The organism is Streptomyces sp. NPDC048473, assembly GCF_043200155.1.
GTDB lineage: Bacteria > Actinomycetota > Actinomycetes > Streptomycetales > Streptomycetaceae > Streptomyces.
In genome coordinates, this window is the sequence record NZ_JBICXE010000065.1 from 1 (window position 1) to 26,951 (window position 26,951).

The window sequence follows — 26,951 nt, forward strand, 5'->3', positions numbered from 1 at the left end:
AGCTTCTTCCGCCCCTGCGGCCCCCGGTCCTTACGTATCTCGAAGTCCATTGCATCCCCTGAGCTGGGGTGTTGCAACGACCACTAGAACTCAAGGCGACTCCCCGGGGCCCTTCCCGTCACACCTGCTCCCAGCAGGAACTATTCAGGGCCTGCCACCATGGCGCATACTCTCCCCGCTGCGGCAAGCGGAAGAGAGTCGGTCGCCGATGCTGGATGTTCTGGGCCTCGACCCCGATGACGAGCGCGTCTACCGGGCGCTGCTCGGACGGCCGGACTCCACCGCGATGCTGCTGTCGGATCTGCTCGTCGTCACGCAAGCCGACGTGGACAAGGCATTGTCCCGCCTGGTCGGGTGGGGACTGGTGATCAGGTCGGCGGACGAGCAGTTCACCGCCGCGCCGCCGGCCATGGCGCTCGGCGCTCTCATCAGCCAGCGCCGGGACGGGCTGCGCATGGCTGAGCAGGCACTGGTGACCTTCGCCGAGGAACACCGGGCGGCGATGACCGGGAGCAGTATCAACGATCTGATCGAGGTCGTCACGGGCGTCGAGGCCATCCGCCATCGCTTCCTACAGGTGCAACAGGCAGCCCGCACGCAGGTCCGCAGCTTCATCACCGCACCGTTCCTCGCCGTGCCGCCCGACGAGAACACGGCCGAACCCGCGGCCATCGGCCGCGGCGTGCACTTCCGGGCGGTACTGGACCGGGCCGTGCTGGCAGAGCCGGGCATCATCACCGATGCGATCGATTCACTGCGCAACGGCGTGCAACTGCGTGTCGCCGACCAACTGCCGATGAAACTCGTGCTGGCCGACGCCGACCTCGGCCTTGTCCCGCTCGCGGTCACACCAGCCGGAGAGCCCGGCGCCGTGCTGCTGCACCGCAGCGGCCTGTTGGATGCGCTGGACGCCCTGTTCGAGACGGTGTGGCGCACCGCCCACCCGCTCGAACTGTCGGGCCCCGGCCCAGAAGCCGAAACCACCGTCGAGCTCGGTGCGGAAGGACCGACCGACCTCGACCGAAGGATCCTCGCGCTACTGCTGGCCGGTCTGACCGACCTGACGGCCGCGACGCAGCTTGGTCTTTCACCGCGCACGCTGCACCGACGCCTGCGCCACCTCATGGACATAGCCGGAGTTCGGACCCGGATGCAGCTTGGCGGTTACGCCGTCCGACACGGCTGGGTAGAGCCACACTGAAGGTCCTGTGCCGTTCAGAAATGCGACTGCTCAACTCGGTCCGTAGCTGTTGCCGCCTAGGGATTCGAGCCAGGACTTGCCCCGGGACGGCCGGGCCTGGTTCTTGATCGCGTCCGCCTCGCCCTCGCAGGCAGGGCAGGCGCCAGGATGGCGAGTGTCTTCGGGTGTTCGTCAGCCGCAGCACCGTCCCACGTCTGATCGATGCTCTTCCCGAGCCGGAGGCGGCGTCCCCACGGGTGGTCGGCGTCGACGAGTACGCGACCCGCAAGGGCCGCGTCTACGGCACCGTGCTGGTCGATGTCGAGAGTCGAAAACCTGAGCCAGAACCACTACCCGTGAATCCTGAGCCAGAACCACTACCCGTGAATAGAGCCACTGGCGAGCTCCGCCATGGCCCGCACCGGGTCCCCGCTGCTTGTCGCCTCCTGCACCCAATGCTGGAGTCAAGGAGACCCCCGCCCCGCGGCGCCAGCGTCAATTTCAGCTCAACACGCCGAACTTGACAGAGAAGACAAGGTCGCCTTCACCTGGACCGCTTTCCAGAGCGGTCTCGCCTCGTCCGCAGTGACCGCCGCCCCGGCCCGCACCCCGTGCAGGACGTGTGCCAGTACCTCGGCTCCGCGCACGACCCGCGGGCCGGGGCGGTTGAAGTACGCGGGACCGTCCAGGACCCAGACGTTGCCTGCTCCAACGGCGGGCAGGTCGTCCCAGCCGGGCAGTGAGGTGAGCGCATCCCTTTCCCGTAGCGTGCGTTCGGGCGGGAAGCCGCACGGCAGGACGAGGACCACGTCGGGGCGTGCGGCACGTACCTGCTCCCACGTCCTCCAGTTCGCCTGCCTTGACCAGGTTGTAGGCGTGATTCAGGGAGTCCGGGGCCGCCCGTGAGCACGCGCCGCACACGGTCGGGTCGGGGCCGGCCCCGTCGAAGCAGCCGGTACGCGGAAGAGGCAGACCCCCACTCGGGTCTGCCTCTTCCACGTGCGGTGGTGCGGGGCGGTCAGGCGCCGGCCTTCGGCTTGGGGATGCGGATGGCGAAGGCCGCGACGAGCAGAGCCAGCACGGCGAAGATCGTTCCGGTGGCGAAGGCGCTCGACATGCCGTCGGCCTCGGCGATGTGCGCGTGGGCCTCCAAGCTCTGGCCGACGCCCCGCGGTTTCTCGGCGGAGTCGCGGCTCACCGAGCCGAAGACGGTCACCAGCACCGCCAGGCCCACCGAGCCGCCGACCTGCTGCATCGCCTGGAGCAGGCCCGACGCGGCGCCCACGTCACGCGGCGGTACGCCACCGAGGATGGTCATGTTCAGGGGCATGAAGCTGAAGCCGATGCCGGTGCCGAACAGGATCAGCGGGCCCAGGACTCCGGCGGCGTACGAGGTGTCGGCGGAGATGGTGGCCAGCCAGGCGACTCCGGCGACGATGGCGACCGCGCCGCCGATCATGACCTTCTTGGCGCCGAACTTCGGCAGCAGCTTGGGGGCGGTCCGGCCCGAGACGAACAGGGCGCCCGCCATCGGCAGGAAGGCGACCCCGGAAATCATGGGGCTGAAGTCCAGGATGTCTCCCATGAACTGGACCAGGAAGAAGAACATGCTGGTCATCGTTGCCACGAGAAGCAGCATGTTGAGGTAGGCGCTGGCCCGGGTGCGGTCCGCGAACAGGCGCAGCGGCATGATCGGCTGCTGGGCGCCCCGCTCGACGAGGACGAAGACCGCAAGCAGAACGAAGCCGGCGGCGGCGAGCGACACCGCGAGGGTGTTGCCCCAGCCGACCTCGGCGACCCGGATCAGGCCGTAGACGAGGAGCCCCATCCCGGCGGCCGACAGCAGGGTGCCGCTCGTGTCGAACCGGCCGGACTGCCGGGGCGGTTCCTTGACGTACTTCGGAGCCAGCGCGGCGATGGCGATGCCGAAGGGGACGTTGATGAGGAGGGCCCAGCGCCATGAGGCCCACTCGGTCAGCACACCGCCGAGAATGAGGCCGATGGCCAGCCCGAGCCCCGCGACCGTAGAGAACACGCCGAGTGCGCGGTTGCGCTGGGCGCCCTCGGTGAAGTTCGTGGTGAGGAGGGCGAGTGTGCTCGGGGCGCACAGGGCCGCGCCGGCACCCTGCAGAACGCGGGCCGCGATGAGCCAGCCTGCCGTGGGCGCGAGACCGCCCAGCAGGGAGGCCAGGGTGAAGACCAGGACACCGGCGACGAACACCCGCCGTCGGCCGAGGACGTCGCCCGCCCGGCCACCGAGCAGCAGCAGTCCGCCGAAAGCCAGGGTGTAGGCGGTCGGAACCCACGAGAGGCTCGTCGCCGAGAAGTTCAGGCTCTCCCGCAACGACGGCAGAGCCACGTTCATCACGGTGCCGTCGATGGCGACCATGAGCTGGCAGGTGACGATCACGGCCAGGGTGATTCCGAGTCCCTGGCCGGGCAGGACCCCGGATCGTGTCTGCCCCGTGTCGACCGGGGTCGTTTCGGATGTGGACATGTCGTACGCCAACCCCTCAGCAAGAGCTGCAATCGTGTGCGGGCACGCGTCGTGATGCTCCGCCCGAAAGAAACGGGGAGTGCCCCCGCTTATGGGCGGTACGATACGGGGACACAGTCCGTTTATCAAGGAGAGCCCATGGGACGCACGGCCACCACAGGACCGGCCAAGCCTCTGCGGGCCGATGCGCGCAGGAACTACTTCCGCCTGCTCGAAGCCGCGGGGGAGGCATTCGCCGAGAACGGCGCGGATGCCTCGTTCGATGACATCGCCAAGCGCGCGGGGGTGGGGTCGGCGACGCTCTACCGGCACTTCCCGACCAGGCAGGCGCTGCTGGAGGCGGTCTTCCGGGACCGGGTGGACGCGCTGTGCGAGCAGGCGAAGGCGCTGCTCGACAGCCCCTCGCCCGGCGGAGCGCTGGAGGAGTGGCTCCGCGCGGTCATCGAGCACTCCCGGACGTACCGCGGACTCGCCGCGGAGCAACTGGCCATCGAAATCGACGACGGGCCGTCGCTGAGCGCCGCGCGTCACACGCGGATCACCGAGGCCGGTCACGGACTGTTCGTCCGGGCGCAGCAGTCCGGAGAGATCGCCGCGGAGTACGACATCACGTCCGCGCTCAAGCTCGTCAACGCCATTGCCTGGGCGACCGAACAGTCGCCCGCGCCCGCGGATCAGATCGAGCGGCTGCTCGGCATCGCCATGAAGGGGCTGCTCTCCCGCGCCTGAGAGTCCGGGAACGGGGCCCGGCGTGTGCCCCGTTCCGCACGGGGCACACGCCGGGCCGTCGCCGTTGCCACTGTCACTCGGTCGGCGCGAGCACCTCACCCGTGTCCGTGTCGGTCACCCTGATGGCCTCGACCGGGCACGACTCGGCCGCGACCAGCACCTCGGGATCGGCCTCCACCACGGGGGCGACAGGGGTGGAGACCCCGTCGACCAGATCGAACACCTGGGGAGCGCACCCCGTGCACACCCCGGAACCGAAGCAGAGTTCGTCGTCCACCTCGATGCGCCACTTCGCCACGCCGGATCCGCTCATTCCCAGATCACCGGCAGTTCCGCCACCCCGTGCGCCAATGAGCCGGACTTCCACCGCACTTCGCGGGGGTCAACGGCCAGCCGTAGCCGGGGAAAACGGTCGAAGACCGCCTTGATCGCCACCTGCAGTTCCATCCTGGCGAGCGGGGCACCCAGGCAGTGGTGCACACCATGCCCGAATGCCAGATGTGGATTCGTCTTCCGGTCGAAGCGGAGGGAGTCGGCGTCCGCGAAGACCGAGGCATCACGGTTTCCGGCCGGTTCGGAAGCCAGCACGGCCTCTCCGGCCCTGATGGTCACACCGCTGAGCACCACGTCCTCCTTGGCGATACGGGCGAACCCGGCGCTCGCCGCGATCGGCACGTACCGCAGCATCTCCTCGATCGCCGAAGGAAGGAGACCGGGCCGCTCACGCAGCAGTCGGAGCTCGTCGGGGTGGGTCAGCAGCAGATAGAGGAAGTTGCCGAGCTGGCCGGCGGTCGTCTCATGACCCGCGACGAGCAGCGTCACACCGAAGGTGACCAGTTCCCCCTCGCTCAGCCTGCCCTCGCCGTCCCGCGCGGTGACCAGCGCGCCGAGCAGATCGTTGCTGGGAACGGCGCGGCGCTCGGCGATCAACTCACCGAGGTAGTCGCGGAGATGGCCGTGGGCCGCCTCGATCTCCTGCCCCGTCAGCCGGGTCGACGAGACGAACGCCTCGGACCACTCCTGGAAGCTGCCCCGCCGCTCGGCGGGGACGCCGAGCAGCTCGCAGATCACGGTGACCGGCAGCGGGAGGCAGAACTTCTCCACGAGGTCCGCGGGCCCGCCCCCGTCGGCGATCGTGTCCAGGAGATCGCGGGCGATGGCCTCGGTGCGCGGCTTCAGCTGTTCGACCCGCCTGCCGGTGAACGCCTTCACCAGCAGACCGCGCAGCCGGGAGTGCTCCGGCGGGTCCATCGAGAGGATCGAGTCCGCCCGCGGCACCCGCGGAGTGGACCGGGGCACATCCTCGCAGACGCCGGCCGCACGGCTGAACCGGTGGTCCGTCAGCACGGTCCGGACATCGTCGTGACGGGTGACGAGCCAGCCGTCCCGGCCGTACGGCAGACGGACCCGGGACACCGGCTCTCTCTCGCGCAGTTCGTCCAGGAGAGCGGCGGGCCGCAACTGGCCGGGCGGCGTGTTGGGGAAGTCCCTGACTCGTGGCTCTGCCGAAGACACAACTGGCTCCTCACTCCTCGGTCACAGGTCTGCCTGCATCCGTACCGTCTACCAGGAGAGCGGAAGTTCGTAGAGGCCGTACACAAAACTGTCGAACCGGAAGGAAAGTTCATCGAACGGGACAGCGAGCCGCAGATTCGGGAAGCGTTCGATCAGGGCGGACAGCGCCGTTTCCATCTCCACCCTGGCCAGCGACTTGCCCAGGCACTGGTGGATGCCGTGTCCGAAGGCGACATGGCTGCTCGCGTCCCGGCGGATGTCGAGCCGCTCGGCATGGGGAAAGGCAGCCTCGTCATGGTTGGCGGACGGCAGAGCGAAGACGACCCCCTCGCCCTTGGCGATGCGCTGCCCGCCGATGACCAGATCGTCGACCGCCACCCGCACCATGCCGCTCTGCGACACCGACAGGAAGCGCAGCAGCTCGTCGACCGCGGAACGCATGAGGCCGGGATCCCGCCGCAGCGCCTCCAGCTGGTCGGGGTTCCTCAGCAGGGTGAGCACGGCCAGACCGATCATGTTCGCCGTGGTGTCGTGGCCCGCGACGAGCAGCAGCCGGGCCATCGAGCTGAGTTCCTCCACGGAGAGCTCGCCCGAGGCGACATAACGGCCAGCCACCTGGCTGAGCAGATCGTCGCCCGGAGTGCGCGCCTTCTCCGCGGACAGCCGGTCCAGATAGGCCGACAGCTCACCGTACGCCGTCGCGATCTCCTGCGGGCTGTCCGTGCCCGACGCGATGATCTTGCTCTGAGTCTGGAAGAAGTCGTGGTCCGCGTAGGGGACTCCGAGCATCGTGCAGATCACCAGCGACGGAAGCGGCAGGGCGAACGTGTCGATGAAGTCGACGGGAGGCGAGCCCCGGTCGATGTCGTCGAGCAGGGCGTCGACCGTCTTGCGGATGCCGGGACGCTGCTCCTGGATCTTGCGGAGCGTGAACTCGGGCGTCAGCATCCGCCGCAGTACGCCGTGTTCGGGGTCGTCCATGCGGAGGAACGACACCCGGCTCGGCCCCGGCGGCAGCGGCACGACCTGGGGAAGGTCCGGGTTGCGTGAATCCGCGCTCAGCCGGGGGTCCGCGAGAGCGGCGCGGACATCCGCGTGCCGCGTCAGCAGCCACGGTTGCGAGCCGAGCGGCAGCCGTACCTTGCAGGGCGGTCCCTGACGCAGCGCCGCGTAGCCGGGCGGCGGCAGCAACGGGTCCGTGCGCGGCATGGGGAAGACCTGGAGGTCGGCATCTGTCATGACCCCGAGGGTCGGACGCACCGCTTGGGCCATTCTTCGGCCCCGCTAAACTCGATCTTTAAGGCTGCTGCTCGGCTCCGCCGCGTCCAGGCATATCCGTTTTGTGCTGTTTCTTGCCGACCGGGTGGCGGGTGCTGGGGTGGAAGTGCGGCCCTTGGGGCGGCCGGGGGACGTGAGGCTTTCGGCGCCCTGGCCGGAGTGCCCACGGTCCGCCGGACGCGGCCACGCGGTGACGTCCAGCGCGATGGACAGCTGCCCGTCCGCCCCGCGCGGCAGCCGCAGTCCGGCCGGCGCCATCCGAAGCCGGGACACGGCGATATGCCCCTGGACCAGCGCGTCGTACATCGCGCCATGCCCGCGGCGGTGCACTTCGGCGATGGACAACTCGGGCAACGAGACCACCGGGCCGTCAGTGCACAGGACCGCGTCCGTCGGCTCGAACAGAGCATCCGCACGCAACGTCGGGCATGAGTAGAACTCGCGGCGAAACCGGGACGACCCGGCCAGGGTCTCGACGCGCGCAGCACCGTCTTGCGGACTGTCCATCACGGCCTTTGGTTGATCAACGTGTCTCTTGGCGGAAACACATGATCAAGCAGAGGCCGCCCAGTTGTCGGGCGAACGACAAACCCCACCAAGAAATGATCTTGGTGGGGTTTAAAGCCAAGCTGAAGCGGCGCGGTACGGATCGGACGCGCCCCGGCCCGGCAACGTGCATCAGGGCCGGGCGCGGCGGGGGACCCCAAGGCGGGCGCTAGTTCCGCTTTAGGCCCGATGGCCACCATCCGAACCCGGCTCCTCGACCAGCACCTCGCGGCTCCCGAAGGGAACGGCATGGACGCACCCGACATTCACCTGCTGTCGGCAGGCACGGCGTTACCGGGCGCGCCCGTTGACAACGCCGCACTCGCCGGCCGGTTCGGCATGGACACCCTGTGGGAGCAGTGGATCGACACCTTCGTAGGTACCCGCACCCGCCATCTCGCCGTCGATCTCAAGACCGGTGAGCCGAAGTTCCGGCTCACCGACCTGTGCGAACAGGCGGGCTCCCGCGCGCTGGAGACGGCCGGCCTCACCGCCGGTGACGTGGATCTGGTGGTGCTGGGCACCTCCACCCCCGACCAGTTGATGCCCGCGACCGTCAACATGGTGGCCGAACGCCTCGGCATCGACGCCGTGGCCACGTACCAGCTGCAGTCCGGATGCACCGGAGCGGTCCAGGCCCTGAACATGGCCCGGCAGTTGCTGATGGCGGGCGAGCACCACACCGCGCTGGTCCTCGGCGGTGACGTCTGCAGCAAGATCTTCGACGTCGAGACCGACCTCAGTGCCCTGAGCCCCGAGGAAATGGTCAATGTCGCGCTCTTCGGCGACGGTGCCGGAGCCGCCGTCCTCACCACCCGGCCGCAGGACCGCTCCGCCCGGCTGGTCCGCGTACTCACCCGGCTGGTGGGCCTGAACCGTGAGCCCGGACAGGTTCTGGAATGGTTCGCCAAGTCCGACCGGAATCCGGACCGTGCGGCGTCGAGGGAGGACTACAAGGCGATCGAGGCAGCCGTGCCCGTGATGGCCGCCGAAGTCCTCGACGAACTGCTCGACGACCTCGGCTGGGCCGCGGACGACCTCGACTTCCTTCTCCCGCCGCAGCTCTCCGGCCGGATGACCGACCTGATCGTGAAGCGGATGGACGCCCCGCACCCCACCGAGATCACCTGCGTCGCGGAGACCGGCAACACCGGCAACGCGCTGCCCTTCCTGCAACTGGAACGGCTGCTGCCACGCATGGCCACGGGAGACCGCGCCGTCGCCGTCGCCGTGGAGTCGAGCAAGTGGATCAAGGCCGGTTTCGCACTGGAGCGGGGGTAGCCCCATGACCCGCACCGAGACGGTCGCCGAGGACCTGTTCGCCCTGGCCCGTGCCGGGCTGCTCGTCGAGCGCCACCCCGACGTACGCCGGCTGATCGCACCCCTCGCCGGGGACGATCTCCTGCGGGCGGGCAGGCTGCTGTCCCGGAGCGACCCCGACGAGATCCTGCGCGCCCATCCCGCGACGTCGACGACGACCGTGGTGGTCACCGGCCACGGCACGCTGTCCGAGCTGATTCCCGCACTCACCGCCGAGACGGCACGGCACGGTATCCTGCTGCGCCCGCACATGACGGACCACGACAGCTACCGGCTGCAACTGACCGACCCGGGCAGTGAGGTGTACGGCGACGCGGACCTCGTCCTGTGCGTCCTCGACCCCGCCATGGTCTTCGACCTCCTGCCGACGCCCTGGCGCCCCGCCGACGTGCGGGAGGCGCTCACCGGACAGCTCGCGCTGTTCGAGGAGGCGACGCGACGGTTCGAGTCGGCGGGCCGCGGCACCCTCGTACTGAACACCCTGCCGCTCCCGCGGGAGTACACCGGACGGCTCGTCGACCTCGCCTCGCGGGCAGAGCTCGGGGCCATCTGGCGGCAGGCGAACGCCGCCCTCCTCGACCTCATGCGCGACCGCACGTCGACGGTCGTGCTCGATCTCGATCCCCTCGCCGCCGACGGCATTCCCGTCACGGAACCACGCCTCGACATCTACGCGAAGGCCCACCTCTCACCCGCTCTGCTCGCCGCCTACGCGCGCGAAGTCGCCCATCTGGCACGGCACGTCGGCGGACACACCAGGAAATGCCTCGTCGTCGACCTGGACGAGACGGTGTGGGGCGGCATCCTGGGCGACGACGGGATCGACGGGATCGAAGTCGCGAGCAGTCTGCGCGGCGAGGCGTTCCGGGCCTTCCAGTGCGTGATCAAACAACTCGCCTCGCAAGGCGTCCTGGTGGCCGCCGTGAGCAAGAACGACCTCGACCCGGTGCGCGAAGTCCTGTGCGACCACCCCGACATGACCCTGCGCGAGGACGACTTCGTGCGGGTCACCGCCAACTGGCGGCCCAAGCACGAGAACCTCGTGCAACTGGCCGAGGACCTCAACCTCGGTGTCGACAGCCTCGTCTTCGCCGACGACAGCGCCTACGAGCGCGGCCTCGTACGGAAGATGCTGCCCGGCGTCGCCGTGATCGACCTCGACGACGAACCGGCGCTGCATATCAGCAAGCTCCTGGCCGACGGCTGGTTCGACGTCCGGGCGCTGACCTCCGAGGACCGCAAGAGGCCCGACCGGTACCGGGACGAGCTGGTCCGCAAGGACTTCATGACCGGCTTCGACTCGGTCGAGGACTATCTGCGTGAGCTCGGCGTCACCGTGCGGATCGCCGACATGGACGCCCGCGACGTTCCCCGCGTCGCCCAACTCACCTTGCGTACCAACCAGTTCAACATGACCACGCAGCGGCTCCAGCCGGCCGAGGTCCAGACACTCGCCGCCGGCCCCGCGACCCGGGTCCTCACCGTGCACACCGGCGACCGCTACGGCGAGAACGGCCTTGTGGGCGTCGTACTCCTGCGCCGCGACCGCGACGAGCTGTACATCGAGAACTTCCTGCTGAGCTGCCGGGTGTTCTCCCGCGGCGTCGAGCAGGCCTGCCTCGCGGCTGTGCTGACCCATGCGAAAGCCACCGGCGTGCGCGCCGTACACGGCACCTACCGGCCGACGCCGAAGAACGCCAAGGTCGCCGACTTCTACGCAATGGGCGGCTTCGTTCCGGCCGGCGACGAGGCGAACGAGTTCGGCTACCGCCACGACCTGGAGACCATCACTCCGCCACCACCCCATGTGCGACTGACCGAACACCTCGGAGGCACCGGCTCGTGAAGACCATCGACGACTTCGTGACGCTCATCAACGAGGAGGTCGGGCTGCCCGTTACCGTCGACCACGTCGCGGGACCGCTCGACGCGGTGCCGGGCTGGGACTCGATGCACCTGCTGACCCTCCTGACGGCACTGGAACGCGCCACGGGAACCCGTGTCTCCATGCCGGACGTCCTGCTCGCCTCCAGCCTGCACGACATCTACGACCTGACGGTGACGGCATGACCCCGGGGCCGATAGCCCGGCAACGCCGCCACACCCTGCAATTCCTCGGCGAGATCCGGTCCTTCGCCCCCGTCTTCCTCGACACCGAGATCGACATGACGCGCATCGGGGAGCACCGCACCGCGGCCCGCGCGGCCGGCCACCGGTACTCGGTGGCGACCTACGTCCTGCACACCGCGGCACGGGTCCTCGCCGACCACCCCGAGGCCAACGCCGCGATCACGGGCCGGATCCGGCCGAGGGTCGCCCGGTACGAGTCCGTCGACGGGAAACTCACCCTGGACAGAACCCTCGACGGCCGGCGCATCGTGCTGTCCGCCGTACTCCCCGGCCTCCACCGGGCCGGACTCGACGACATCCAGCGCCAGGTCGACCACTACCGTGACGGCGACCCGGCCACCATGCCGGAGTTCGCCGGAGCACGGGCGCTGCAACGGCTGCCCATGCCCCTCGGACGGCTCGCCTACCGTGCCGCCGTGCGCCCCCTCGGCCGACGGGCCGCGCGCATGGGCACCTTCGCCGTCACCTCGCTGGGCCACCGACCCGTCGACGGCTTCCACTCGGTGGGCGGCACCACGGTCACCCTCGGCCTCGGACGCATCGCCGAGCGCCCCGTCGTACGCGACCACGCGGTGACGACCGCCCCCGTCATGCGGCTGAGCCTGGCCTTCGACCACCGGGTCATCGACGGAGCGGAGGCCGCCGACGTACTGGGCGACCTCAAGGACGGACTCGAGAACCCGACCGGCCTGCCGGCCGTGGACCGCGACACCTCCGGCACCTTCGCGGGGGTGGGCGATGAATGACGTCGACGAACTCAAACAGTTCGCGGTCGTGCACGCCCGCGCACAGAACATCGGCGGCTACCGCACCGTCCTCGACCGCATCGGGAACGACGACCCGCGGGGCGGTCCAGGCTCCTGGGCCGGGGAATGGCAGCTGGCCGGTGAGGAGCAGGAAGCGGCCGGCCGCCTGCTGGAGGCATGCCGGCACTACGCGATGGCCCGCTTCCCCTACGTCGACGGTCCCGCCCGGCAGACCGCGGGGGAGCGCTGCATCGACGCGTTCGACACCTGGCGCACCCAGGACGGCCGCACCATCGAACGGCTCGACATCGAAACGGACGGCGGCCGGATCGGCGGCTGGGCCGCCGGCCTCTCCGCGGACCGGCCGCGCCCCGTCCTGCTCATCATGGGCGGCATCGTCACCGTCAAGGAACAGTGGGGGCCCGTCCTCGTCCAGGCCAAACGCCTGGGCATGGCCGGCATCGTCACCGAAATGCCCGGGATCGGGGAGAACACCACACCCTACGACGACAAGAGCTGGCGGATGATCCCGGCCGTGCTCGACGCCGTGGCCTCCCGGGCCGATGTCGACGACACCTACGCCGTCGCACTGAGCTTCAGCGGAAACCTGGCCCTGCGCTGCGCCGTCCACGACCTCCGCATACGCGGCATCGTCACCGCGGGCGCCCCGATCGACGCGTTCTTCTCCGACCGCGCCTGGCGGGCCGGACTGCCGCGCGTCACCGTGGACACGCTCGCCCATCTCACCGGCACACCGCCGGAGCACGCCGTCGAGCGGATGAGCGGACACGTCATCGACGCCGCGGCGCTCGAAGCACTGGACATCCCCGTCCACAGCGTGGTCAGCGCCAGGGACGAGATCATCCCCGACGCCGACATCCAGTCGCTGCGCAGCCACGTACGCCGGCTGCACCTGCTGAACAACGACGATGTGCACGGATCTCCCGGCCACGTCGTCGAGAGCCGGCTGTGGACCGTGCAGTCGGTGCTGCGGATGCGGCGCGCCCAGGCCGCCCAACGGGCCGTCATCGGCCTGCTGCTCGGCGCGGCCCGCGCCCGCCGCCGCCTCGCGGGAACACGCTCGTGAACGGCTCCCCGGGGAGCCGGGCGAGCGTCGCCGGGGGCTATCTCCCCACCTCCGCCGCCCCCGGCGCACGGCTGCGGCTGTTCTGCTTCCACCACGCGGGCGGAGCCGCCTCGGCATTCGCCCCCTGGGTCCAGGCACTCCGGCCCGACATCGCCGTGCTCCCGGTCCAACTGCCGGGCAGGGAAGGGCGGATCCGCGAGCCGAGGCAGCTCAGCATGCGCGCGCTCGTCGCCGATCTCGACGAGGCGCTGGGCCCGTCGCTGACCGGACCGTACGCCTTCTACGGCCACAGCATGGGCGCCGCCGTCGCCTACGCGCTGACCCGCTACCGGCACGCCCGCGGACGCCCGCTCCCCGCCCGGCTGCTGGTCGGGGCCTTTCCCGCACCGCACCTGCCGACCGGACTCGACGCGGTCGCGGAACTCTCCGACGAACTGCTGGCCCAGTGGATGATCGACATCGGAGGCATGTCCCCGGACCTGCTCCGCTACCCGCAATGGCTCCAAGCCGCGGTGTCGCTCCTGCGCGCGGACCTGGAGCTGTGCGCGAGCCCCGGGTACACCCGCCCCGACGATCCGCTGCCCTGCCCGATCCAGGTCTTCACCGGCGGCGCCGACACCCTGGTGACGGCGCGCGACGCCGCCGCATGGGCACAGCACACCGAAGCCGGCTGCTCCGTCCAGCCCGTGCCCGGCGGCCACTTCTTCATCCGGGACGAGAGCCGGTCCTTTCTCCACCTGCTCCGCAGGGCACTCGTCCCGCTCGCCACCATCCATCCCGCAGCGAGGAGTCTGCCGTGAGTCCGACTGTTGTCATCGCGGGCGGAGGCCCGAGCGGCCTCATGCTCGCCACTGAGCTGGGCCTGAAGGGCGTGCACACGATCGTCATCGAGCGGCTGCCCGAAGCCAACGGATGGTCGAGGTCGCTCACCCTTCAGGCACGCTCCGTCGAAGTGCTCTCCCAGCGAGGGCTCGACTGGTTCGACGAGTACCCGCACATCCGCTCGTACAACTTCGGCCTGCTGGAGCTGACCGGGATCATCGACCCGAGTCTCGTCCCGCTGCTCGTGCCGCAACGTCATCTGGAACGCCGTCTGGAGGACCGCGCGCTGGAACTCGGCGTCGACATCCGCCGCGGCCAGGAAGTGATCGGCTTCGAACAGGACGCCGACGGAGTCACCGTCCGGGTACGGGAGGGCGAGCAGGAGTCCGAGGTGCGCGGCGACTACCTCGTCGGCTGCGACGGCGGCAGCAGCAAGGTCCGCAAACTGGCCGGCATCGGCTTCCCCGGAAGCGCCTCCACCATCAATGGGATCACCGGTGATGTGAACACGCCGGAGGACTTCCAGCAGCGGCTTCCCCCGAAGCTCTACAACACCGGGCTGTTCGCCGTCACCCCCATCGGTCCGGGACAGCACCGGGTCACGGTCATCGAATTCGGCACCGAACTGACCAGCAAGAACGTACCCGTCACGATTGACGAATTCCGCGGCAGCATCCAGCGCGTCGCGGGCATCGACCCGGAGATCCTGGACATCGGCGAGGCCCACTGGCTGTCCCGCTTCGGCAACCCCACCCGGCTCGCCGAGCGCTACCGCGACGGCCGGGTCCTGCTGGCCGGCGACTCGGCCCACATCCACCTTCCGGTCAGCGGCCAGGGCCTCAACACCGGTATCCAGGACGCCTGGAACCTCGGCTGGAAACTGGCCGCGGTGGTCAGGGGAGAGGCCCCCGACGGACTGCTGGACACCTACCACAGCGAGCGGCACCCGATCGGCGAGCGCGTCTGCATGAACACCCGAGCCCAGGACTCCCTGATGTACCCGCTGGAGCGGGTGGCACCCCTGCGGGAACTCTTCGGCGAGCTCCTCCGGCTCGACGAGGTGAACACCTACCTCACCGACATGGTGACGGGCATCGGCATCCGCTACCCCATGGGCAAGCCGGCCGACGGGGCGGTTCACCCGCTGCTCGGCCGACGCATCGGCAACATCCCCCTGACCCCGGTGAAGTCCGGCGCCGGGGAAGCGACGGAGGCCACCACCACCTGGCGGACGCTGCACCCGGGACGCGGCGTCCTGCTGAACCTCTCGGGCGGCGAGGCCCCCGACATCAAGGGCTGGACCGACCGCGTCGACACCGTCAGCGCCGAACCCGCCGAGGAACTCGACGCGGCCGTACTGCTGCTGCGCCCGGACGGCCACGTCGCCCACGTGGACCACGACGGAGCCGACCGGGAAGGGCTGCAACTGGCCCTCAAGACCTGGTTCGGGGACGCCAGCGACCACTGACGGCCCCGGCGGGCAACCACGGGGCACGGCCCCGGCGGGCAACCGCGGGGCAGGCACACGACGAAGGGGCGGTTCCCGCAGTCACTGCGGGAACCGCCCCTCGACCAGGTCCGGCTGCGGGGGATCAGCCGAACCAGACCTTGACCGCACTGCGCAGACCCTCGTGGTCCGTGCCCGTGCGGTCCACATGCGCGACATGCCCGTCGGGGCGGACCAGGAGGACCGTAGCGTCGATCTCCGGAACCGGTGACGCCGTCACGAACTCGATCCGGTCCGTCAGCCCTTCGTCGAGCTCGGCTCCGCCGCCGAAGTCGAGCAGCAGCCCGCGCCCGGAGGACAGCGCCTGCGCCACACTCGTCGGCCCCGTCGGCGTGTTCAGCTCCGCGTCGGGCACCACCGCACCCAGCAGAGGATGCGCGTCGGGTTCCGCGCCCCCCATGTCGTAGCGCGTCTCCGTCGCCATCTGGAGCAGCTTCCGGTTGACCTCGCCATGGACCAGGAGCTCGTCGAAGAGCTCCCGCAGCGGGCCCATCCGGTCGAGCGGATTGAGCAGCGCCATCTGTGCCATGGCGTGTGTGCGTCCCCGTTCGGCGACCGGGTGGCGCTCGCTGTGGTACGTGTCGAGAAGCCCATCGGGTGCCTGCTGCCTGACGGTGGCCGCCAGTTTCCAGCCCAGGTTGGCCGCATCCTGGATTCCGGTGTTGAGCCCCTGGCTCCCGGAGATGAACTGCACATGCGCGGCGTCGCCCGCCAGCAGGATCCGCCCGTTGCGATACTGCTCGGCCAGCCGGTTCCGCCCGCCGAACCGCGACAACCAGTGCACCGTGCCGATCTCCGGCGCGCTGCCCGCTATCCGCTCGATGCTCGTACGCAGCTCGTCCACGGTGACCGGCACCTCGGGCCCCTGCGGTTCACGGTCGAACTGAATAGTCATCAGCCGCAGTTGACCCGGCTGCAGGGGAAGCGCACCGAAGATCCCGCCCGGCAGCAGACCCGAATCGAACTGGTCGCTCGCGCCCTCGGCGAGGGTCACATCACCCAGCACGCCGTAGTAGCTCTGGCCGGCCGCCGGGAAGTCGATGCCGGCCAGTTCGCGCACGGTGCTGTCCGGTCCGTCGCACCCGACGAGATAGGCGCCCTTTACCTCGTACGTGTCACCGTCCTGCTTGCGCACCGTGACCCGCACACCGTCCGCGTCCTGCCGGGCGTCCACTATCTCCTGCCCGCGGCGGATGTCCACGCCGAGTGCTCCGGCCCGCTCCTCCAGCAGCCGCTCGGTGCGCCACTGGGGAAGCGCGAAGGTGTAGTCCTGCTCGCCCACGGTCTCCAGATCGAGCCAGAAGAACGCGAACGGTGTCCGCGGCCAGGCCCACATTCCCTGCCCGGCCAGACCTTCACCCAGCCCCCGGCGGCGGAGGAATTGCAGAGACCGGCCATGAATGGCCATTCCCTGGGAATCCTCCGCGGATTCGGCGCGGCGTTCGACGACCACCGTATCCACGCCGTTCAACGCCAACTCCCCGGCGAGCACCAGACCGACCGGCCCTGCCCCGGCGATGACGACCGTGCGACTCATACAGGCTCCTCAAGACAGAAGAAGTGGTCGGCATTCCACCTGGCTTACCGGTTCGTATTCTCCGAATTCCCCTAGCGGCGCGCTTAATTGCGACTAAAACGCCGCAGACAGGGAATGGTGGGTGCCACTATCCTGTCGCCCCCGCGGAAGATCCCCGAACACCTGGAGACCACATGCGTGCGGTGACCGAAACGCTTTCCACCCAGGACGGACCGATGAAGCTCCACGAGGTGCGCCCGGAGACTTCGTCCGACGCACCGCGATCGGCGGTGATCGTCATACAGGAGGGGTTCGGCGTCGACGCGTACATCCAGAGTGTCGCCCGCCGCTACGCCGAGGCCGGCCATCTCGCCGTCGCCCCGCACCTGTTCCACCGCACCGGCGACCCCGAACTCGGCTACGACGACCCGACGCTCGCCTTCCCGCACATCCGGGCGCTCACCCAGGAAGGGCTGCTGACGGACATCGCCGCCACGCTCGGCCGCATCGAGGAGTCCGGCATCCCGGCCACCAGGGTCGGGGTGGTCGGCTTCAGCATGGGCGGGTCGGTCGTCATGGCCCTCGGCGCGGCCCTCGAACTCGGGGCCGGGGTCTCGTTCTGCGGGGGTGGCGGCGGCGGACTCAGCCAGGCGCGGCTGTTCGGACTGCCTCCGCTCATCGAGGTGGCCAAGGGGTTCCGTACCCCGTGGCTGGGCCACTTCGGGGATCTCGACGAGTACATACCGGTCGACGAGGTGGAGCGGCTGAGGACCGCGGCGGCGCTCTCGCCGGTGCACACAGAGGTCGTGCGGTACGCCGAGGCGGGCCATGACTTCTACTGCGACGCCCGCCCGGAGCATCTCCACGAGAAGTCCGCCGCGGAGGCGTGGCGGCTCACGGACGAGTTCCTGAACCGCAGGCTGAAGCGCTGACCGTTCCGGGACGGCTTGCCCGCGGCCCGGCCACCACGCGCCGGTGCCCCTCCCGAACACGGGGAGGGGCACCGGCGCACGTCCGGCCGGGTGGTGGGGACACCCGGCCGCACTGTCATGGGGTGAAGTGCAGCACCGCCTTGCCCGCGATACCGCGGTCGACGAACTGCTGGGCGATCTTGCCGATGTCCGTCCATGAGGCCTCGACACCGATGGCCGGACGCAGCCGGTCCTCCGCGACCATGCGCGCCAGAGCGGCGAGTCCCGGGGTCGCCCGGCGCCGCTCCAGCTCGGTGAACAGAACGAGCTGGGCCAGCTCGACCCCGCCGACGCCCGCGAACAGCTGAGCCAGATTGAGCTTGGTCTCGGTGCCCGCGGAGATGCCGAGCGTCACGGCGAGCCCGCCCGGCACCAGCAGCGGCAGCGCCTGGGCCAGGGGTTCGCCGCCCAGCTGGTCGACGATCACGTCATAGGGGCCGAATTCCTGGGCGACAGTGATGTCCTCGCCGACCACGACCTCCGTCGCACCGAGCTCCCGCACCGCGTCGGCCCGCTCGGGACGGCGCACGCCCGCCACCACGTACGCGCCGGACCGGGCCGCGAGCTGGGTGACGAAGTGGCCGAGGCCGCCGGACGCACCCGTCACCAGCACCGTGCGGTTGAGCAGGAAACCGGCCCGCTCCAGTGCGTACAGGGCGGTCAGCCCACAGGTCGGCAGGGTCGCCGCCTGCGCGAACGAGACCTCCGCGGGCAGTTCGGCGAGCCACTCGGTGGGTACGGCGACGGTCTCGCCCCACGCACCGAAACGTGAACCGCGCAGCCCCAGCACCCGCGCGCCCTTCTCGGGCCCCGATCCGTCGGCGGCGGCCCGCTCGACCACACCGGCGAGGTCCCAGCCGGGCCGCCAGCCGGCCTCCACGTACGGGATGCGGTACACATCGCCCAGATTGAGCGAGGTGGTGTGCACGCGTACCACTGCCTCGGAGGGCGTGGGCTCGGGTGCGTCGACCTCACTGATGGCGAGTCTTCCGGGCGCGTCCGGATCGACCACCACGGCCTTGATTGACGTCATTCTCTTCTCCCTTGGTCCCGGCCGCGGGCCGGCGACCGGTTCAGCTCGCCTCGTCGGCCAGCACCGCGATGATCCGTTCCGGACAGGCACTCGCACCGCGCAGCGCGGCGGCCCGTTGGGCCGTCGTCACCTCGAACTCCTGCATCTCGTTGAATCCGTCGTCCGTGACGGTGTAGACCTCGGGCGCGAGCGCGTTGCACATCGCATGGCCCATGCAGCGTTCCGAGTCGACCTTGATCCTCACCTTGGGCTCCCTGGGTGTTCAGCCGGCGACGAGATGGAGATCGGCGACACCACGCGCCGGGGAGTAGTGGCGCGCGGGCGTCGAGCCCGGGGCGAGGTGGTAGCGCGGGATGTGACGGTGCCACTCCTCCAGCGCGACCTTGAGGATCCGCCGGGCGACATGCATGCCGAGGCAGCGGTGCGGGCCGATGCCGAAGGCGAGCTGGCGCGTCGACGCACGCGAGAAGTCGACCTCGTCCGGCCGCTCGAACACCTCGGGATCCAGACCGGACATGCCCCACGACAGCATGACTCGGTCGCCCTTGCGCATCGTCACCCCGTGCCGCTCGACGTCCTGGGTCAGGATCCGTCCCGTGGTCGAGACCGGCTCGTGACGGATGAGTTCCTCGACGATCGCCGGGATGCTCTCGGGGCTCCGGGCGATGAGGTCCTGCACCTGGGGGTTCTCGGCGAGATGCAGGAAGACCAGGCCCAGTGCCGCCGTCGTCGTGTCCAGACTGGCCAGCATCGAGACGAACGCCGCGTTGACCATCTCGTCCTGCGTCGGCTTCCTGCCGTCGTACGTGGACTCGAGCAGCCTGCTGAAGACGTCCATGCGGCCCTCGGTGCCCTCGGCCCGACGACGGTCGATCGCCTCGCTGAAGAAGTCCCACAGCGGCCGGTTCGCGGCCCACAGCTCCTCGTCGTTGCGGGCGTTGGGGATGCCCACCCGACGCAGCCAGGTCTTGTGCTCCAGCAGCGGCTGAAGATATTCGCGCCCGATGCCGAAATTCATGAGGAATGTCTCGGCCGGCAGAGCCGTGGCGAATTCGGTGATGAATTCACACTCGCCCTTGGCGACGATGGGCTCGATGGCCTCGACCGCCGCCTGGCGCATCTGCGGCTCGAAGTGGTTGACCACCGAGGGATTGAAGAGGTCGGAGAGCGTGCGGCGCCAGTTGCGGTGCTCGTCGCCATCGAGCTGGATGGGGATCTGCTTCACCGGCAGCACATCGCGGTGCGGGATGCCCACCTGCGCGCTGGAGAAGACATCGGCGTTCTTCGCTGCCCACTCGATGTCCTCGTACCGGGTCAGGATCCAGAACCCGCCCACCTCCTCGGAGCGTACGACCGGAGCCAGTTCACGGACCGTGTTCCAGTGGGAGACCGGATCCTGCTGGAGCCAGGGCTGGTACACGCTCCAGCTGCGGGCCAGTTCCTCCGGCGTGTCCGGTGCGCTGAAGGGACACTTTCCCGTGCTCTCCGCCTGGGGCATTCTTTCCACTCCTCGGCACCAAGGAAGCAATCGTGCAGCCCTGTTGGGCAACACGTACGACGAAATCCTCCAGGCAGTATGGGAATCGTATCTAAGCGTGCCCTTGGGGCGCTCTAAAGCGCCAGGATTCCTCGGTGTACCGGCCGACCCCGCTCGGCTATCGTGCCGACTGCCTGTCCGGTCGAGAGCGCTGAATACGCGAAGCGTGCACCGTGCAATGCAGGACACCGAGAACACAGAGAACACCGCGTTCAGTGGAGGGTTCCCACATGTCGAGTTCCGAGAGTAAATTCCCCTTTCCCGAAGGCCCGCTGGCGACCCAGCCGCCGGAGTACGTACGTCGCCGCAGCCAGTGCCCGCTGGGGGAGGTGTCGCTGCCCAGCGGCGACAGCGCCATGCTCGCCGTGCGCTACGACGACGTCGAAGCGATCATGAAAGACCCCCGGTTCACCCGGGACCTGTCCGCCCCCGGCTCGCCGGTGCTGTTCCCCGCCGACGGACTGTCGTCGGACTCCACCTTCCTCGTCAACATGGACGGCCCCGACCACCGGAGGCTGCGCCGGATCGTCGCCGGAGCCTTCAGCCCGCGCCGGGCCGAGCAGTGGCGGCCCGACATCCGGGCGATCATCGAGGAGTTGCTCGACCCCATCGAGAAGAGCGGCCCCCCGGCCGACCTGATAGCCACGCTGGCCTTCCCGCTGCCGGTGCGGATCATCTGCAAGCAGCTCGGGGTCCCCGAGGAGGACAGCGTCCGGTTCCGGGAGTGGGTCGAGGCGTTCCTGTCCGTGTCGGGCAAGTCCCCCGATCAGCGCGACGCGGCCATGCGGGACTTCACCGCCTACACCGTCGGACTGATCGCACGGCACCGCGCGCATCCCGGCGACGACCTCGTCGACCATCTGATCAGCGCCCGGGACGAGGACGACCGGCTCAGCGAGGAGGAACTGGTCTCGATGACCCGCGGCCTCATCGTCGCAGGCAACGAGACGATCGCCAACGCGCTGAGCCGGGTGCTGCTGGTTCTTCTCATGCGCCCGCACGTCCTGGAGTCGCTGCGCGCCGACCCCTCGCTGATCCCGGCCTCGATCGACGAGCTGCTGCGGCTGAACCCGCCCGGCCGCATCGGGCTGCTGCGCATGGCGACGGAGGACGTCGAGCTGCCGTCCGGAACAGTCCGTGCCGGCCAGGGCGTGCTCTCCCCGCTGATCGCGGCCGGCCACGACTGGGAGAAGTTCCCGGACCCGGAGGAGTTCGTCCTGAACCGGGAGGGGCCTTCCTCGCTGGTCTTCGGCGTCGGCCCGCACTACTGCCTGGGCGCGCACCTGGCGCGGGTCGAGCTGGAGGAGGCCGTCGCCGCGGTGATCGCCCGCTTCCCCACCCTCCGGCTGACCGTACCGCCGGAGGAACTGCCCTGGTCCACAGGGCTCTGGGCGGTCAGTCTGCGCGGTCTGCCCGTCACCTGGTGACGGGCCGGACACCGCATCGGGGCAGGGCGGCGAAAGAGCGGCTTTAGAAGGCGCAAAGAATGCCGCTAGCTCTCCTGGTGATCCTGAATGACGGACAAGGCCGAATCGTTGAGGTTAGGGGTAGGCGTCGATGGTTCACGATTCCCGAGCCGAAGGCAACGGCAACGAGAACGCATCGCGACAGGACCCGGCGACGGGCCGTCCGATCGCCGTCATCGGATTGTCCTGCCGTCTTCCGCAGGCGGAAAACCCCGACGCCTTCTGGAAATTGCTCGATGAAGGCCGCAGCGCGATCACAGAAATTCCGGAGGACCGCTGGGACACCGGAATCCCGCACGAGGACGATCTCGCCGCGACACGGTTCGCCGGCCATGTGGACCGTGTGGACGGATTCGACGCGGGATTCTTCCGTATCTCCCCCCGCGAGGCTCTGGCGATGGACCCGCAGCAGCGGCTCATGCTGGAGCTGGGGTGGGAGGCCCTGGAGGACGCCCGTATCGTCCCGGCCGAACTCAGGGGCAGCAGCACGGGCGTGTTCATCGGCGCCATCTGGGACGACTACGCCCGGCTGCTGCAGCGGTACGGTCACGAGGCCATTACCCAGCACTCGCTGACCGGACTGCACCGCAGCATCATCGCGAACCGGCTGTCCTACACCCTGGGCGCAGTCGGTCCGAGCCTCACCGTGGACACCGCCCAGTCGTCGTCCCTGGTGGCGGTCCTCATGGCGTGCGAGAGCATCTGGCGCGGCGAGTCCCGGCTCGCCGTCGCCGGCGGGGTGAACCTCAATCTTGTGCCGGAGAGCACGATCACGGCCGCACGGTTCCGCGGGCTCTCGCCCGACGGCCGCAGCTACACCTTCGACGCCCGCGCCAACGGATACGTCCGGGGCGAGGGCGGCGCCGCGGTCGTACTCAAGCCGCTCTCCGAGGCGCTCGCCGACAACGACCCGGTGTACTGCGTCATCCACGGCGGCGCGGTGAACAACGACGGCGCCACGGACGGCCTCACCCGTCCCAACCCCGTCGCTCAGGAGGACGTCATCCGGCGCGCCTGGGAGCGGGCGGGCACCTCGCCGGCGGCCGCGCAGTACGTCGAACTGCACGGCACGGGCACCCCGGTCGGCGATCCGCTGGAGGCGGCCGCACTGGGCGCCGCACTGGGCGCCGCACGCGAGGACGGAACGCCCCTGCTCGTCGGCTCGGCCAAGACCAACGTCGGCCACCTCGAAGGCGCGGCCGGAATCGTCGGCCTCCTCAAGGCGGCCCTCAGCATCCGGCACCGCAGCATTCCGCGCAGCCTCAACTACGAGACGCCCAACCCGCGCATCCCGCTCGGCGAGCTGAACCTGCGCGTCCACAGCGAACCCGGCGGCTGGCCGCGTCCGGACCGCCCACTGCTGACCGGCGTCAGCTCCTTCGGCATGGGCGGCACCAACTGCCACCTGGTGCTCTCCGACGCACCGGGCACCGAACCCGCCGAACCCGCCGGGCACGCACCGGAGACGGAAACCACCGCCCCCACGGGATGGGTCGTGTCCGGGCAGGGCGCCGACGCGCTCCGCGCCCAGGCCGCGCGGCTCCATGAGCACCTCACGGCTGATCCCGGCCTCCGCATGGCCGACGTGGCGTACTCGCTGGCCACCACCCGGACCCACTTCGCGGACCGCGCCGTCGTCCTCGGAGCCGGACGTGAGGAACTGCTGCGGGGACTGGACGCGCTCGCCACCGGAACACCGTCGCCCACCGTGGTGACCGGCACCGCGGGACCGCGGCGACCGGCCGGAGCGGCGAACGGCTCCACCGGGCCCGCGATCCTCTTCACCGGCCAGGGCAGCCAGCGACCGGGTATGGGCCGCGAGCTGTACGAGACGTACCCCCAGTACGCCCGCGCCTTCGACGAGGTCTGCACGCACCTCGAACTACCGGTCCGCGACGTGCTGTTCGAAACCGCGGACCCGGAGCGGCTCGACCGGACCGAATACACCCAGAGCGCTCTGTTCGCCCTGGAAGTCGCCCTCTACCGGCTCGTCGAGCACTGGGGCATCACCCCGTCCCACGTGGCCGGGCACTCGGTGGGCGAACTCGCCGCCGCACATGTCGCCGGAGTCCTCTCGCTCCGCGACGCCGCGACCCTGGTGTCGGCCCGCGGTCGGTTGATGCAGGCGGCGCGGACCGGCGGGGCGATGGTCTCGCTCCAGGTCCCCGAGGAAGCGGTGCTCGAATCCCTCGCCCCCTTCGCGGGCCGGGCCGGCATCGCCGCGGTCAACGGCCCCGAGTCCACCGTCGTCTCGGGCGACGAGGACGCCGTCCTGGAGATCGCCGAGCTGTGGCGCGCCGAGGGCCGCAAGGTCCGCCGCCTCAAGGTCAGTCACGCCTTCCACTCCCGGCATCTCGACGACGTGCTCGACGAGTTCCGTGACGTGGCTGCGGGACTGACGTTCGCACCTGCGCGGATTCCCGTCGTCTCCAACGTCACCGGCGCCCTCGCCGACCCGGCGGAACTGTGCACCCCCGACTACTGGGCCAGGCACATGCGGCAGGCCGTACGGTTCGCAGACGGCATCCGTGCCCTGGGGGAGCAGGGCGTCACGACCTTCCTGGAGCTCGGGCCCGACGCCGTACTGACGTCCATGGCCCGTGACTGCCTGCCCGGCGGTCCCGTACCCGTCCTCGTCCCCGCACTGCGCGCCGGCCGCCCCGAACCGGCCACCCTGCTGGCCGCTGTCGCGACGGTGTTCGCCCACGGCACGGACATGGACTGGGCCGCGCCGCTGCCGGGCACAGCGACCGCGATCGCCCTTCCCACCTACGCCTTCCAGCGCGAACGCTTCTGGCCCGAAACCCTCGACGGAACGGACGGCACCGGAGCGACGGGAACCGCCCACCGGGCACTGCGCCCACAAGCCCAGGACCGGCCGGACGAGCGGGCGCGCCAGGAGGAGCCGGGCGGCGGAACGTCCTTCGGTGAACGGCTCGCCGGCCTGAGCGGGACCGACCGCACCCGAGCCGTCACCGAGCTGGTGCTCACGACCGTCGCGATCGTCCTCGGACACGTCACCCCGGCAGCCGTGGACACCGGCCGCGCCTTCAACGAACTCGGCTTCGACTCCTACGCCGCCGTCGAACTGCGCACCCGCCTCAACGACCTCACCGGCCTCTCGCTCTCCAACACCCTGCTGTTCAACCACACCACACCCGCCGCCCTCATCGGTCACCTCCTCGACGAACTGCCCGGCGGAACGAACGCCCGCGACGACGCCGCGACCGACACCGATGCCCCGTCCGGCGACGCGTCCGCCGCATCACCCGACGAGGCGATCGCCATCGTGGGCATGGGGTGCCGCTTCCCCGGCGGTGTGGAGTCGCCGGAGGAACTGTGGCGACTGGTGGCGGGGGAAACCGACGCCGTGTCCTCGTTCCCCACCAACCGCGGCTGGGACCTCGACGGGCTGTTCGACGCCGATCCCACGAGCCCGGGGAAGTCGTATGTGCGGCAGGGCGGATTCCTGCACGACGCCGACAAGTTCGACGCGGCGTTCTTCGGGATCTCACCGCGCGAAGCCGCCGCCATGGACCCGCAGCAGCGGCTGCTGCTCGAAACCTCCGTCGAGGCCCTGGAACGCGCCGGCCTGACCACGACGGAACTGCGCGGAGGCGCGGTCGGCGTGTTCGTCGGCGCCATGGCGCAGGACTACGGTCCCCGGCTGTACGAACCGGCCGACGGGTACGACGGCTATCTGCTGACCGGCAACACCACGAGCGTGGCGTCCGGCCGGATCTCGTACACCTTCGGCTTCGAGGGCCCGGCGGTGACGGTCGACACCGCGTGCTCGTCCTCGCTCGTCGCCCTGCACCTGGCCGTGCAGGCGCTGCACACCGGCGAGTGCTCGCTCGCCCTGGCCGGCGGCGCGACGGTGATGGCCAACCCCGGCATGTTCGTCGAGTTCAGCAGGCAGAGCGGACTGTCCCCCGACGGACGCTGCAAGGCGTTCGGCGCGGGGGCCGACGGTACCGCGTGGGGCGAGGGCGTGGGCGTCATCGCTCTGGAGCGGCTTTCGGACGCCCGGCGCAAGGGGCACCGGGTACTTGCCGTGGTGCGCGGCTCCGCCATCAACCAGGACGGCGCGTCCAACGGGCTCGCGGCGCCCAACGGTCCGTCGCAGCAGCGGGTGATCCGTCAGGCACTGGCGGCCGCCGGTCTCTCCGGTTCGGATGTCGACGCGGTCGAGGCCCACGGCACCGGCACCGCGCTGGGCGACCCCATCGAGGCGGAGGCGCTGCTCAGCACCTACGGCGCGGACCGCCGACCGGAGCGGCCTCTGCGGCTCGGCTCCCTCAAGTCGAACATCGGCCACACCCAGGCAGCGGCGGGCATCGGCGGCGTCATCAAGATGGTGATGGCGCTGGGCCACGACGAACTGCCTCGTACGCTGCACGCGGACGAGCCGTCGCCGCATGTGGACTGGGCCTCGGGCGCCGTATCGCTTCTGACGGAGGCGGCACCCTGGCCGCGCGGGGAGCGGACGCGGCGGGCCGGGATCTCGTCGTTCGGTATCAGCGGCACGAACGCCCACGTCATCGTGGAGGAGGCACCCCGGGCCCTCGGGGCGCGGGAGACGTCCGGGCCGCAGACTCCCGAGTCGCCGCTGACCGCCGCCGGGACGCGGAAGAACCAGGAGACCCAGGAACAGAACTACCGGAAGGATCGGCAGGATCGGCGGCCTGCCGTGGAAGCCGCCGCGCGCGGCCATGCCCTGCCGTGGCTCCTGTCCGCCCGCGATGCCCGTGCGCTGGGCGGCCAGGCGGAGCGGCTCGCCGGGTTCCTCGCCCGCAACGACACCATCGACCCCGCGAGCACCGGTCTCGCCCTCGCCACGACCCGCACACTGCACGACCACCGGGCGGTACTCGTCGCCCGCGACTTCACGGAATTCCGGGCTGCCACGGACGCACTCGCCGCCGGACACGACAGTCCCGCCGTCGTCAGGGGCACCGCCGAGCGGCGTGACGGAGCGGTGTTCGTGTTTCCGGGGCAGGGGTCGCAGTGGGTGGGTATGGCGGTGGGGTTGTTGGGGGAGTCGGAGGTGTTCGCTGCTGAGGTGGGTCGG

The 26,951-nt window shown here is 70.1% G+C and carries 21 protein-coding genes and 1 pseudogene; 12 read left to right on the top strand and 10 right to left on the bottom strand.

Annotated elements, in window-relative coordinates; genetic code table 11:
* Positions 1 to 1,201 (top strand): hypothetical protein (locus ACGFU7_RS43145; RefSeq protein WP_393703794.1); only part of this gene is annotated, 1,201 nt, incomplete at its 5' end.
* 485 nt (positions 1,202 to 1,686) lie between these two features.
* Here ACGFU7_RS43145 and ACGFU7_RS43150 read toward each other — a convergent pair.
* The gene (locus ACGFU7_RS43150; RefSeq protein WP_393703796.1) at positions 1,687 to 1,989 is read right to left on the bottom strand and encodes a hypothetical protein; all 303 of its coding nucleotides are present in this window, start codon (positions 1,987 to 1,989) and stop codon (positions 1,687 to 1,689) included.
* Between the two features lie 209 nt (positions 1,990 to 2,198).
* Positions 2,199 to 3,677 (bottom strand): MFS transporter, encoded by a 1,479-nt coding sequence (locus tag ACGFU7_RS43155; protein WP_393703798.1) that lies wholly within the window; start codon positions 3,675 to 3,677, stop codon positions 2,199 to 2,201.
* A 138-nt stretch (positions 3,678 to 3,815) separates the two neighbouring features.
* On the opposite strand from ACGFU7_RS43155, the gene ACGFU7_RS43160 reads away from it, so the two are divergent.
* Positions 3,816 to 4,406 (top strand): TetR/AcrR family transcriptional regulator, encoded by a 591-nt coding sequence (locus ACGFU7_RS43160; RefSeq protein ID WP_393703799.1) that lies wholly within the window; start codon positions 3,816 to 3,818, stop codon positions 4,404 to 4,406.
* 73 nt (positions 4,407 to 4,479) lie between these two features.
* Here ACGFU7_RS43160 and ACGFU7_RS43165 read toward each other — a convergent pair whose 3' ends face one another.
* The 4 genes and pseudogenes from ACGFU7_RS43165 to ACGFU7_RS43180 form a co-directional block, all read right to left on the bottom strand.
* Positions 4,480 to 4,719: a ferredoxin gene (locus tag ACGFU7_RS43165; RefSeq protein ID WP_393703801.1), complete on the bottom strand. Its 240-nt coding sequence runs from the start codon at positions 4,717 to 4,719 to the stop codon at positions 4,480 to 4,482.
* Positions 4,716 to 5,921 carry a cytochrome P450 gene (locus tag ACGFU7_RS43170; RefSeq protein ID WP_393703803.1) on the bottom strand — a complete coding sequence of 402 codons (1,206 nt, stop codon included), beginning with the start codon at positions 5,919 to 5,921 and terminating at the stop codon, positions 4,716 to 4,718. The genes ACGFU7_RS43165 and ACGFU7_RS43170 overlap by 4 nt, the downstream gene beginning before the upstream one ends.
* Positions 5,922 to 5,969: 48 nt before the next feature.
* Positions 5,970 to 7,160: a cytochrome P450 gene (locus tag ACGFU7_RS43175; RefSeq protein WP_393703805.1), complete on the bottom strand. Its 1,191-nt coding sequence runs from the start codon at positions 7,158 to 7,160 to the stop codon at positions 5,970 to 5,972.
* 213 nt (positions 7,161 to 7,373) lie between these two features.
* A pseudogene (locus tag ACGFU7_RS43180) lies at positions 7,374 to 7,706 on the bottom strand (transposase); the annotation flags it as partial.
* A gap of 288 nt (positions 7,707 to 7,994) precedes the next feature.
* On the opposite strand from ACGFU7_RS43180, the gene ACGFU7_RS43185 reads away from it, so the two are divergent.
* From ACGFU7_RS43185 to ACGFU7_RS43215, 7 genes are read left to right on the top strand one after another with little or no spacing between them, the layout of a single operon-like run.
* Positions 7,995 to 9,026 (top strand): 3-oxoacyl-ACP synthase III family protein, encoded by a 1,032-nt coding sequence (locus tag ACGFU7_RS43185; protein ID WP_393703829.1) that lies wholly within the window; start codon positions 7,995 to 7,997, stop codon positions 9,024 to 9,026.
* A 4-nt stretch (positions 9,027 to 9,030) separates the two neighbouring features.
* A complete protein-coding gene (locus tag ACGFU7_RS43190; RefSeq protein ID WP_393703807.1) occupies positions 9,031 to 10,911 on the top strand; it encodes an HAD-IIIC family phosphatase in 1,881 nt (626 codons plus the stop codon).
* On the top strand, positions 10,908 to 11,135 hold the full coding sequence (locus tag ACGFU7_RS43195; RefSeq protein WP_393703808.1) for a phosphopantetheine-binding protein: 228 nt from the start codon (positions 10,908 to 10,910) through the stop codon (positions 11,133 to 11,135). The genes ACGFU7_RS43190 and ACGFU7_RS43195 overlap by 4 nt, the downstream gene beginning before the upstream one ends.
* Positions 11,132 to 11,941, top strand: coding sequence for a 2-oxo acid dehydrogenase subunit E2 (locus ACGFU7_RS43200; protein ID WP_393703809.1), 810 nt, complete (start codon positions 11,132 to 11,134; stop codon positions 11,939 to 11,941). Before ACGFU7_RS43195 ends, ACGFU7_RS43200 begins: the two co-directional genes overlap by 4 nt.
* Positions 11,934 to 13,028: an alpha/beta hydrolase gene (locus tag ACGFU7_RS43205; RefSeq protein ID WP_393703811.1), complete on the top strand. Its 1,095-nt coding sequence runs from the start codon at positions 11,934 to 11,936 to the stop codon at positions 13,026 to 13,028. The genes ACGFU7_RS43200 and ACGFU7_RS43205 overlap by 8 nt, the downstream gene beginning before the upstream one ends.
* Entirely contained in the window at positions 13,025 to 13,828 is an 804-nt protein-coding gene (locus ACGFU7_RS43210) for a thioesterase II family protein (protein WP_393703812.1), read from the top strand. Before ACGFU7_RS43205 ends, ACGFU7_RS43210 begins: the two co-directional genes overlap by 4 nt.
* Positions 13,825 to 15,318: an FAD-dependent monooxygenase gene (locus ACGFU7_RS43215; RefSeq protein WP_393703814.1), complete on the top strand. Its 1,494-nt coding sequence runs from the start codon at positions 13,825 to 13,827 to the stop codon at positions 15,316 to 15,318. The genes ACGFU7_RS43210 and ACGFU7_RS43215 overlap by 4 nt, the downstream gene beginning before the upstream one ends.
* 124 nt (positions 15,319 to 15,442) lie before the next feature.
* Here ACGFU7_RS43215 and ACGFU7_RS43220 read toward each other — a convergent pair whose 3' ends face one another.
* Entirely contained in the window at positions 15,443 to 16,894 is a 1,452-nt protein-coding gene (locus ACGFU7_RS43220) for an FAD-dependent monooxygenase (protein ID WP_393703816.1), read from the bottom strand.
* Between the two features lie 173 nt (positions 16,895 to 17,067).
* On the opposite strand from ACGFU7_RS43220, the gene ACGFU7_RS43225 reads away from it, so the two are divergent.
* Positions 17,068 to 17,805 (top strand): dienelactone hydrolase family protein, encoded by a 738-nt coding sequence (locus tag ACGFU7_RS43225; protein WP_393703817.1) that lies wholly within the window; start codon positions 17,068 to 17,070, stop codon positions 17,803 to 17,805.
* 115 nt (positions 17,806 to 17,920) lie between these two features.
* On the opposite strand, the gene ACGFU7_RS43230 is transcribed toward ACGFU7_RS43225, so the two are convergent.
* From ACGFU7_RS43230 to ACGFU7_RS43240, 3 genes are read right to left on the bottom strand one after another with little or no spacing between them, the layout of a single operon-like run.
* Entirely contained in the window at positions 17,921 to 18,877 is a 957-nt protein-coding gene (locus tag ACGFU7_RS43230) for a zinc-binding dehydrogenase (RefSeq protein WP_393703819.1), read from the bottom strand.
* A 40-nt stretch (positions 18,878 to 18,917) separates the two neighbouring features.
* Entirely contained in the window at positions 18,918 to 19,121 is a 204-nt protein-coding gene (locus tag ACGFU7_RS43235; protein ID WP_393703821.1) for a ferredoxin, read from the bottom strand.
* 18 nt (positions 19,122 to 19,139) lie between these two features.
* Positions 19,140 to 20,375 (bottom strand): cytochrome P450, encoded by a 1,236-nt coding sequence (locus tag ACGFU7_RS43240; RefSeq protein ID WP_393703823.1) that lies wholly within the window; start codon positions 20,373 to 20,375, stop codon positions 19,140 to 19,142.
* A 269-nt stretch (positions 20,376 to 20,644) separates the two neighbouring features.
* Here ACGFU7_RS43240 and ACGFU7_RS43245 point away from each other — a divergent pair, with 269 nt between their 5' ends.
* Both ACGFU7_RS43245 and ACGFU7_RS43250 read left to right on the top strand, forming a co-directional pair.
* Positions 20,645 to 21,841: a cytochrome P450 gene (locus ACGFU7_RS43245; RefSeq protein ID WP_393703825.1), complete on the top strand. Its 1,197-nt coding sequence runs from the start codon at positions 20,645 to 20,647 to the stop codon at positions 21,839 to 21,841.
* A 130-nt stretch (positions 21,842 to 21,971) separates the two neighbouring features.
* A partial coding sequence (locus tag ACGFU7_RS43250; RefSeq protein ID WP_393703827.1) for a beta-ketoacyl synthase N-terminal-like domain-containing protein occupies positions 21,972 to 26,951 on the top strand: 4,980 nt, incomplete at its 3' end.